Here is a 9,308-nt window from a genome sequence, read left to right as displayed (position 1 = left end):
CGCCGCTGCGCGCGTGGCGTGCCAGCCGCGCTGCGCGGGTGCTGCGCGGATGCTGCGCGGATGCTGCGCGGGCGCTGCGCTGGTGCCGCGCCGCTGCGCGCGTGGCGTGCCATACGCGCAGCGGCGCACAATGCGCGTGGGGAGGGGTCAGGAGGCAGACTGGTCCCATGGCGCGAGCGAGGATTGACGACGGCGTGGGACGCGAGGCGGTGCGCGAGTACGCGGCCCACCAGGGGGAGGCGAGCCGGGACATCCGAGCCCTCGCTGTTCGCTACACGCTGCAGCTGCTCGCCGAACAGGCCACCGGCAACACCCTCGAGGTGCGCGTGCCGCCGTTCGGAGCGGTGCAGTGCATCGCGGGGCCGCGCCACACCCGCGGCACACCGCCCAACGTCGTCGAAACGGATGCCCCCACCTGGCTCGCCCTCGCCACCGGCACCCTCTCCTGGGCCGATGGCATCGCGACCGGGCGCATCGCCGCGTCCGGCCAGCGCGCCGACCTCGTGGGGCACCTGCCCCTGCTCTGAGCGTCTAGTTCGGGGGTTCCGGGTCCTCCCCCCCCGGCGGGGCGTCGAGTTCGATGGTTCCGGTCGAGTTCGACGCGCGCACCTCTCGAAGTCGGCCGAAAGTGTCGGACTCGGCGAGAGTCGCCTCGGTGTGCCTCGGCGAGAGTCGCCTCGGTGCGCCTCGGTGTGGTGCGCCTCGGTGTGGTGTGGGGACGTGCGCGGGTCGGGGACGGGGTCGCGGGACCGGCGGTCAGGCGAGGATCGCGGCGACCTCGGCGAGGGTCGGCATCGAGGTGGTGCCTCCGGGCCGGCTGACCGAGACGGATGCCGCGACCGTCGCCCAGCGCACGGCATCGATCATCTCCGCTTCGGTGATGCCCCCCGCCCGGAGTGGCTCTGCCCGGCCTGCCCATCCGCGCGGCGCCCCGGCCGCCAGCCGGGCCACCAGCACGCCCACAAAGGTGTCGCCGACGGCGGCGCGGTCGACGGCCTGTACCGGCCTGGCCGGAGCGAGGCCGAGCACGGCGCCGTCGAAGGCGACCACGGCGCCCTCCGCACCCAGGGTGACGATGGCCCACGTTCGTCCGGCACTCAGAAGCTCGGCCGCGCGAACCGGGTCGCTCTCACCCGTGAGCGCGGCGGCCTCGTGCTGGTTCGGCACGATCAGGTCGACCAGGTCGAGGAAGCCGTCCGGCAGCGCGATCACCGGTGCCGGAGCGAGCACGGTGAACGCCCCGGCCGACCGGGCCGCGGCCAGCCCCTCGGTTAACACCGAAACGGGCAGCTCGCACTGCAGCACCAGGAACGCCGCGCGTTCGATCGTGTCGTGCTGAGCGCGGCTCAGCCCGGTGAGCGCCGCGTTGGCCCCGGAGACGACGACGATCGCGTTCTCGCCCGAATCCACGACGGAGATATGGGCGGTGCCGGTCGGCTCCGACGAGGAAGACGAGGAACACCGGGACGTCGACTCCAGTCCCTCATGATCGATTCCCTCACGCGTCAGCACCAGCCGCAGCTGCGCGCCGTGCACGTCCTCTCCCACCATTCCGAGGAAGTCCACGACGGCGCCCAGCCGGGCCGCCGCGACCGCCTGGTTCACCCCGGCGCCGCCCGGCACGGCGCTGAAGCCTGAGCCGGACATCGTCTCGCCCGGTCGGGGCAGCCGGGCCTGTCGAACAATGAGGTCCATGGTCGCGCTTCCGAGTACCGCAATCCTGTTCATCGGGACAGTCTCGCATCCGTGTGGTCAGGGTCGACGTGGACCGGTCAACACACAGCCGAAGTCGCGATCGATCGTGTCAGAATAGCGGAGTGAACTCAGACCAACAGCCCGAGCAGCAGCCCGAATCCGGCGCCGGCGAGAGTGCCGGCGAATCGGTCGTCGACAAGTCCACCGTCACCGTGCGGCGCTCACCCCGCTTCTTCAACTTCATGCTTCTCGGCGCGCTGATCGGTGCGATCGCCGCCCTGGTGCTCACGGTCGTGTTCCCCGAGAACGCCGAGTTCGGGGCCACCCAGGTCTTCGGGTTCCTCTTGCTCGCCTTCGTCACGTTCGGCGTCACCCTGGGTGCCGTCGTCGCGATCATCATCGACCGAGTCAACTCCCGCCGCGGAAAGACGGTCGTCGTCGATAGAATGGAACCTCTCGGGCCAAGCGATTCCGAGGATCCGGATGCCGCAACCGACTCGTCGAATTCCGGCCGGGACTAGGTCACCCCCCCCAACTTTCAGCACACATTCCCCGAGCACTGATAGTAGAAGAGGCACCGATTTGGCTGGCGGCGACGGACTATTAAGTCACGATTTACTTCCCGGAGAGAAGGGGCCGCAGGATGCCTGCGGCGTCTTCGGCGTCTGGGCTCCCGGCGAAGAGGTGGCCAAGCTCAGCTACTTCGGCCTCTACGCCCTGCAGCACCGCGGTCAGGAATCGGCCGGGATCGCCACGAGTGACGGCTCGAAGATCCTGATCTACAAGGACATGGGCTTAGTCTCCCAGGTCTTCAACGAGGCGGCGTTGAGCACCCTGATCGGCCACATCGCCGTCGGGCACACCCGCTATTCCACCACCGGCTCGTCGAGCTGGCAGAACGCCCAGCCCACCCTGGGCCGCACCTCGGGCGGCACGGTCGCCCTCGGCCACAACGGCAATCTCACCAACACGGCCGAGCTGCTGCAGCTCGTGCACGAGCGGTACCCGAAGGTGGAGGGTGAGCTCGCCCGCGGCAACACCACCGACACCGCCGTGATCACCGCCCTGTTCACCGGCGACCTCGACCACACCCTCGAGGCCACGGCACTCGAGGTTCTGCCGCGCCTGCGCGGTGCCTTCTGCCTGGTCTTCATGGACGAGACCACGCTCTACGCCGCCCGCGACCCGCAGGGGGTGCGACCGCTGGTTCTGGGCCGCCTCGAACGCGGCTGGGTCGTCGCGTCCGAAACCGCCGCCCTTGACATCGTGGGCGCCAGCTTCGTGCGCGAGGTCGAGCCGGGCGAACTGATCACGATCGACGAGGACGGACTGCGCACGCAGCGTTTCGCCGAGGCGAAGCCCGCCGGCTGCGTGTTTGAGTACGTCTACCTGGCCCGGCCCGACACCACCATCGCCGGCCGCGGCGTGCACGAGGCACGGGTCGAGATGGGTCGCCGCCTCGCCCAGGAGTACCCGGTCGAGGCCGACCTCGTGATCCCGACCCCCGAGTCCGGAACGCCGGCCGCGATCGGCTACGCGCAGGCATCCGGAATTCCGTTCGGCCAGGGCCTGGTGAAGAACTCCTATGTGGGGCGCACCTTCATCCAACCGTCGGAGACCATCCGCCAGCGCGGCATCAAGCTCAAGCTCAACCCGCTCAAGGCCGTGATCAAGGGCAAGCGGCTGATCGTCGTCGACGACTCGATCGTGCGCGGCAACACCCAGCGCGCCCTGGTCAGCATGCTGCGGGAGGCCGGCGCCGCCGAGGTGCACGTGCGCATCTCGAGCCCGCCGATCACCTGGCCCTGCTTCTACGGCATCGACTTCGCCTCCCGCGCAGAACTCATCGCGACCGGCCTCGGCGTCGACGAGGTGCGCCAGGCCATCGGCGCCGACTCGCTCGGCTACCTCTCGCCGGAGGGCATGATCGCCGCCACCGAGCAGCCGCCCGAACGCCTGTGCACCGCCTGCTTCACCGGGGTCTACCCGATCCCGCTGCCCGACTCGGCGCACCTGGGCAAGAACCTGTTGGAACGCCCGGCCGCCGCCTCGAACGGATGCGACCCCGGCCCCGACTCGGAACTCGAACCCCTGCTCGACTCCGCGAAGTCTTTGCGCCCAGGAACCCAGCACGAAGAAGCCCTGGTCAAGCAGGGCAAGTCCCCGATCGGTGACCCAGGAAGACAAGAATGAGCAACGCATCCTATGCGGCCGCCGGCGTGGACACCACGGCCGGCGACCTCGCCGTCTCCCTGATGAAGGAGGCCGTGTCGAACACGCACGGCCCCGAGGTGCTCGGCGGGTTCGGCGGTTTCGCCGGCCTCTATGACGTCTCCTTCCTCACCAGTTACAAGCGCCCGCTGCTGGCCACGTCAACGGATGGCGTGGGCACCAAGGTCGCGATCGCCCAGGCCATCGACAAGCACGACACGATCGGCCAGGACCTCGTGGGCATGGTCGTCGACGACATCATCGTGGTCGGGGCCCGCCCGCTCTTCATGACCGACTACATCGCCTGCGGCAAGGTGGTGCCCGAGCGGATCGCCGACATCGTCGCGGGCATCGCCCGGGCCTGCGCCGCCACCGGAACGGCCCTTGTCGGCGGCGAGACCGCCGAGCACCCCGGCCTTCTCGGCGTGGACGACTACGACGTAGCCGGCGCCGCGACCGGAGTGGTGGAGGCCGACCAGGTCCTCGGCGCGGAGAAGGTGCGCCACGGCGACGTCGTCGTGGCGCTGGCCTCCTCCGGGCTGCACTCCAACGGCTACTCGCTCGTGCGGCACATCCTCGCTCGACACGGCATCGGCTACACCGACACGTCCGCCGAACTCGGCGGCGTGGTCGGCGAGGTTCTGCTCGAGCCGACGCGGCTCTACACCGGGCCGCTGCTCAGCGTGCTCTCCGACCCGGAGTTGTCCGGCGTCGTGCACTCGCTCAGCCACGTCACCGGCGGCGGCATCGCGGCGAACCTCGCCCGCGTGCTCCCGCTCGGCGCCTGGGTCGAGGTCGACCGGTCCACCTGGTCGCCGGCACCGGTCTTCCGGGTGCTCAGCGAACTGGCCGGTTCCTCGCTCGAGAGCTCGGAAGGCACCTGGAACCTGGGCGTCGGCATGTTCGCCGTCGTCGCGGCCGGATCGGCGTCATCCGTCATCGCGCGCCTCGCCGCCGAGGGCGTGCCGGCCTGGGTCACCGGCCGCGTGTCGACCGCCCCGCGCGATTTCACGGGCTTCGAGCAGGGCGCCAAGGGCGTCAACGGTGGCGCCGTGCGTCTGGTCGGCGGTTACGCGGCGTAATGATCCACCCACCGTGTAGGGGACACGTGCGCGAAAAAGGCCGCCATCGGTGAAGCGATGGCGGCCTTTTTCGCGCACGCGCAGATGCCGGCGACCGCCGGCCAGCGCAGGCGGAGCCGAGAGTCAGCGGAGCCGGGAGTCAGCGGAGCCGGGAGTCAGCGGAGCCGGGAGTCAGCGGAGCCGGGAGTCAGGCGGAGCCGAGAGTCAGCGGAGCCGGGAGTCAGGCGCGCTTCTGCTCGTCTTCGGTGGCGTAGTGGTCGACGTACTGGTCGTCGTCTTCGTCGTCTTCGTCGGTGTCAGCGTCTTTGCCCGGCTTGCCGGCCTCGTACTCCGGCCACTTCGCCAAGTCTTCGTCGAGTCGCGGGTCGCTGACCGGATGTCCGGTGAGCTCGCGTTCAAGCGCGTTGTAATTGGTGTCCGGGCTGAAGTACTTCAGCTCACGGGCAACCTTGGTGTGCTTTGCTTTTTGACGGCCGCGCCCCATGCGAGACCCCCTAACGATGCCAGGCCGGGTGAGAGAAACGTCTCCCGGGAGTTGCCGAATATGGTGAAAACTAGCCGTCAGTTTAGCATGGCGGGCCGAACGGGCCACGGATGCGGATCATGGGCAGCGGTTCGCCGAACACGTTCACAATCAGCGTTCACTCACTGTACCTCAGCGGAAGAGGAGGTAGCCCGCACCACAGACCCCGAACCCGAGCAGAAGAGTGCCGATCAGGTTGACCATGCCTGCTCGCCGGCGTCCGGTGAGCACCAATTCGACGGTCTCCACGCTCCAGGTGCTGAACGTGGTGAGACCGCCGCAGACCCCGGTCAACAGGATCAGCCGCACATCGTCGGACACCGCGGCGCGCTCGGCGAGGCCGAGCACGACACCGCCGATCAGCGACCCGGACACGTTCACGACCAGCACCCCCAGCGGCAGCCGGCCGGGACCGACGGGCAGGGCGCGCGAGACGACGAAGCGCACGACCGCCGCCGCGCCGCCGGCGATGAGTACGCCGAGGACCAGCCAGGCGTTCATGGGGTGCCCCCGGCATCCGGGATCTCCGGCAGCACGCGGTGCAGGGCACCGAGCCGGAGGCCGAGGGCTGCGGCACCGAACCCGAGCAGCAGGGTAGCCGCCAGGTAGCCCCAGCCGAGCGCCGGGAACCCGGCCGCACCGAGCGCCACGAGGGAGACCATCACGGCGGAGTAGGTGGTGAATGACCCGAGCAGCCCGGTGCCGAGGGTGGCCTTGACCCAGGCCGGCAGCCCCGGGCGGGTCCACAGGCCGGCCACCAGCCAACCGAGCACGAACGCGCCGATCGTGTTGGCGATCAGCGTGCTCGCCGGGAAGGCGGTGTCGGCGTGGGGGAGAGCCAGGTCGATGCCGAGCCGGAGGCCCGTTCCGACCGTGCCGCCGAGGAAGACGGCGGGGGCGAGGCGCATCCGCTACTTCCGCTTGCGGCGGCGGGCGGCCGACGGCCGGGATTTCGGCGGAACCGTGCCGACGACGGGCGTGGGCCGGATCGGGATGTCCTTGGTCGCCGGTGCGAGCGGGCGGCGCGGGATCGGGCGGGGACGCACGGGCTCGCCGCGGCGGTCCTGGCCGGGCACGGGCCGGGACCGCCGGCCGTAGATGAGCTCCGAGGAGTCGAGCAGCCACGGCACGAGGGCGATCGTGACGCCGTGCACGAGCATGAGCTTCTGGCGCAGTCGCCGGGCCTTGTGGTTGTGAAGCAGGCCCTCCCACCAGTGCCCCACGATGTAGATCGGGGTGTAGACGGTGACGACCTCGGAGCCGTGGTCCTCGCGCCGGTCCTTGATGTAGCTGATCAGCGGCCAGCTGATGTCCCGGTAGGGGGACTGAACGATGCGCAACGGCACCTGGATGTTCTGTTGCACCCAGGCGCGTTTGAGCGCCTTGGTCTCGTCGACGTCGACGGAGATGTGCACGGCCTCGATGCTCTCGTGGCGGGCGGCGATCGCGTAGTCCAGCGCCTTCAGCACGGGCTTCTGCATCTTGCCGACCAGCACGATCGCGTGGTCGCCCGAGGAACCGAACGTGGTGTCGGCATCCACTTCGATTTCCTTGGCGACGTCGCGGTAGTACCGGTTGACGCCGAGCATGAGGGTGAACAAGACGGGCATCAGCACGAAGACGAGCCAGGCGCCGTGGGTGAACTTTGTGATCGTGACCACGATCAGCACCACGCCGGTGAGCAGAGCGCCGAAGCCGTTGATCGACAGGCTGGCGATGATGGATGCCCGGTTCGGTGGGTTGGTCTTCAGGAGGGTCAGCCAGTGCCGCACCATGCCGGTCTGCCCGAGCGTGAAGGAGACGAAGACGCCGATGATGTAGAGCTGGATCAGCACGGTCAGATTGGCCTGGTAGATGACCAGGATGATGCAGGCGAAGAGGGCCAGCAGGAGCACGCCGTTGGAGTAGATCAGGCGGTCACCGCGGGTGCTGAGCGATTTCGGGGCGTAGGAGTCCTTGGCGAGCACCGAGCCGAGCAGCGGGAATCCGTTGAACGCCGTGTTGGCGGCCAGCAGCAGCACGGCCGCCGTCGCGGCCTGCAGCACGAAGAACATGATCGAGTTGTTGCCGAAGGTGGCGGCCGCGATCTGGGCGATCAGGCTGCGCTGCGGGGAGGTCGCGCACTCCTCCCAGCCGATCAGGTCGCACGGGTTCTCCGCGTAGTGCACCTTCGAGAACAGGGCCAGCGCGGTCAGGCCGACGAAGAGCGTGATGGCGATGCCGCCCATGAGCACCAGTGTGCGCTGGGCGTTCTTGACCTTCGGATGTTTGAACGCCGGCACCCCGTTGGCGATCGCCTCGACGCCGGTGAGCGCGCTGCACCCACTCGCGAAGGAGCGCAGAAGTAGCAGGATGAACGCCGACTGGGCCAGGCTCTGGGCCTCCACGTCGTAGTTCGCCGACTCGGCCATCGGGGTGTCGCCGAGGGCGACCCGGGTGAGGCCCACGACGACCATCAGCAGCACGCTGGCGATGAACAAGTAGGTGGGGAAGGCGAAAGCCTTGCTCGACTCGTGCACGCCGCGCAGGTTGACCGCCGCGAGCAGGATCACGAAGAAGACCGCGAACTCCACCCGGAACGGCGCCAGGCCCGGCAGTGCGGAGATGATGTTGTCCACGCCGCTGGCCACCGACACGACCACGGTCATCACGTAGTCGACGAGCAGGGCGGACGCGACGACGAGCCCGGCCTTCTCACCGAGATTCTTGTGGGCGACCTCGTAGTCCCCGCCGCCGGACGGGTAAGCCTTGATCAGCTGGCGGTACGACGCGACGACCACGACGAGCAGCAGCACGACGCACGCCGCGACCCAGGGCGCGAAGCTGAGAAAGGCCAGCCCACCGAGCGTCAGGATCATCAGGAGCTCCTGCGGAGCGTACGCGACGCTCGACAGCGGATCACTCGCGAAGATGGGGAGGGCGAGGTGCTTGGGCAGCAGCTGGCCGTCGAGCTTTTCGGTCGAGAGCGGGTCGCCGATGATCCACCGTTTCGGTGAACGTGTTTCTGGTGCCTGGGGGGCTCCCTCTGGTGTCACGAGGGACGACATTACTCCCTTGGATTCCCCTGTCAAATCCATGGGAGACGGCCGCCGCGCGGGCGTGTCGGGCTCGTGTGGTCAGACCGTGTGTCAATCCTCGATGACCGATGACCGATGACCGATGACCGATGACCGATGACCGATGACCGATGACCGATGACCGATGACCGATGTGCCGCGCGCGGCGCCGGGGATCGGTGAGCCGCGATCGCTGTCGGTCATCATGCGTACTGATAACCGTTCGGGGGTGCGCACCCACATGCGCCACCCCACTGCCGCGGAGATCGCGGCCCTCCCCGACGGTCCCTAACCGCGCTACCGGTTCAGGGCGGTCAGGATGTCCGCGCGCACCTCGACCAGGCGGGCCCGCAGCTCCGGCACGAGGCCGGCCGGCACGCCCGAACGTGTGGCGGCCTGGCGCAGGTCGGCCCGCAGCTGCTGCCGAAACTCGTTCAGCACCAGATCGGCCTCGTGCAACGCCCGGTTGGACTCGAGACGCGGGTCGGGCGTCGATGAGGCGGTGGATCCCGTGTTCTCTTCGGTTCCGGCGCGTGCGCCCGCTCCGCCGTCCGCGGTGTCCGGTGTGCCGCCGGTCGCGTCCGCTTCCGCTGCACCGGTGTGCCATCCTGTGGCGCCTGATGCGGCGGCTGATGCGGCGCCTGATGCGGCGGCTGATGCGGCTGCCGCACCGGCTCGCGCCCCGGCGGCGGCACCGGCTGCCGCGCCTGCCGCGGCGCCGGCCGCGGTGCGCGCGGCATT

10 protein-coding genes and 1 pseudogene are annotated in these 9,308 nt (G+C 69.3%); 4 read left to right on the top strand and 7 right to left on the bottom strand.

What is annotated here, in order from left to right; all coding sequences use genetic code 11:
• Nucleotides 1–167: 167 nt before the first annotated feature.
• On the top strand, nucleotides 168–527 hold the full coding sequence (locus E3T28_RS06030) for a sterol carrier family protein (RefSeq protein WP_134428890.1): 360 nt from the start codon (nucleotides 168–170) through the stop codon (nucleotides 525–527).
• A 229-nt stretch (nucleotides 528–756) separates the two neighbouring features.
• Here E3T28_RS06030 and E3T28_RS06025 read toward each other — a convergent pair whose 3' ends face one another.
• The gene (locus E3T28_RS06025; protein ID WP_134428888.1) at nucleotides 757–1,728 is read right to left on the bottom strand and encodes a ribokinase; all 972 of its coding nucleotides are present in this window, start codon (nucleotides 1,726–1,728) and stop codon (nucleotides 757–759) included.
• Nucleotides 1,729–1,817: 89 nt separating this feature from the next.
• Here E3T28_RS06025 and E3T28_RS06020 point away from each other — a divergent pair, with 89 nt between their 5' ends.
• From E3T28_RS06020 to purM, 3 genes are all read left to right on the top strand, one after another.
• On the top strand, nucleotides 1,818–2,216 hold the full coding sequence (locus E3T28_RS06020; protein ID WP_134428886.1) for a hypothetical protein: 399 nt from the start codon (nucleotides 1,818–1,820) through the stop codon (nucleotides 2,214–2,216).
• Between the two features lie 61 nt (nucleotides 2,217–2,277).
• Entirely contained in the window at nucleotides 2,278–3,888 is a 1,611-nt protein-coding gene (gene purF, locus E3T28_RS06015) for an amidophosphoribosyltransferase (RefSeq protein WP_166786939.1), read from the top strand.
• Nucleotides 3,885–4,988, top strand: a complete 1,104-nt coding sequence (gene purM, locus E3T28_RS06010; RefSeq protein ID WP_134428884.1) for a phosphoribosylformylglycinamidine cyclo-ligase — start codon at nucleotides 3,885–3,887, stop codon at nucleotides 4,986–4,988. The genes purF and purM overlap by 4 nt, the downstream gene beginning before the upstream one ends.
• A 220-nt stretch (nucleotides 4,989–5,208) precedes the next feature.
• On the opposite strand, the gene E3T28_RS06005 is transcribed toward purM, so the two are convergent.
• From E3T28_RS06005 to E3T28_RS16790, 6 genes and pseudogenes are all read right to left on the bottom strand, one after another.
• Nucleotides 5,209–5,472, bottom strand: a complete 264-nt coding sequence (locus E3T28_RS06005) for a DUF3073 domain-containing protein (protein WP_134428882.1) — start codon at nucleotides 5,470–5,472, stop codon at nucleotides 5,209–5,211.
• 171 nt (nucleotides 5,473–5,643) lie between these two features.
• On the bottom strand, nucleotides 5,644–6,012 hold the full coding sequence (crcB, locus tag E3T28_RS06000; RefSeq protein ID WP_134428880.1) for a fluoride efflux transporter CrcB: 369 nt from the start codon (nucleotides 6,010–6,012) through the stop codon (nucleotides 5,644–5,646).
• On the bottom strand, nucleotides 6,009–6,419 hold the full coding sequence (locus E3T28_RS05995; protein WP_134428878.1) for a fluoride efflux transporter FluC: 411 nt from the start codon (nucleotides 6,417–6,419) through the stop codon (nucleotides 6,009–6,011). The genes crcB and E3T28_RS05995 overlap by 4 nt, the downstream gene beginning before the upstream one ends.
• A gap of 3 nt (nucleotides 6,420–6,422) precedes the next feature.
• The gene (locus E3T28_RS05990; protein ID WP_241979191.1) at nucleotides 6,423–8,558 is read right to left on the bottom strand and encodes an APC family permease; all 2,136 of its coding nucleotides are present in this window, start codon (nucleotides 8,556–8,558) and stop codon (nucleotides 6,423–6,425) included.
• Between the two features lie 81 nt (nucleotides 8,559–8,639).
• A complete protein-coding gene (locus E3T28_RS16795; RefSeq protein WP_166786938.1) occupies nucleotides 8,640–8,810 on the bottom strand; it encodes a hypothetical protein in 171 nt (56 codons plus the stop codon).
• Nucleotides 8,811–8,864: 54 nt separating this feature from the next.
• Nucleotides 8,865–9,308: pseudogene (locus tag E3T28_RS16790) on the bottom strand (hypothetical protein); the annotation flags it as partial.

This window comes from Cryobacterium sinapicolor (assembly GCF_004403465.1).
In the GTDB taxonomy this organism is placed as follows: Bacteria; Actinomycetota; Actinomycetes; order Actinomycetales; family Microbacteriaceae; genus Cryobacterium; species Cryobacterium sinapicolor.
The sequence above is the reverse complement of the archived record's forward strand: the minus strand, read 5'-3'. Positions and strand labels throughout refer to the sequence as shown.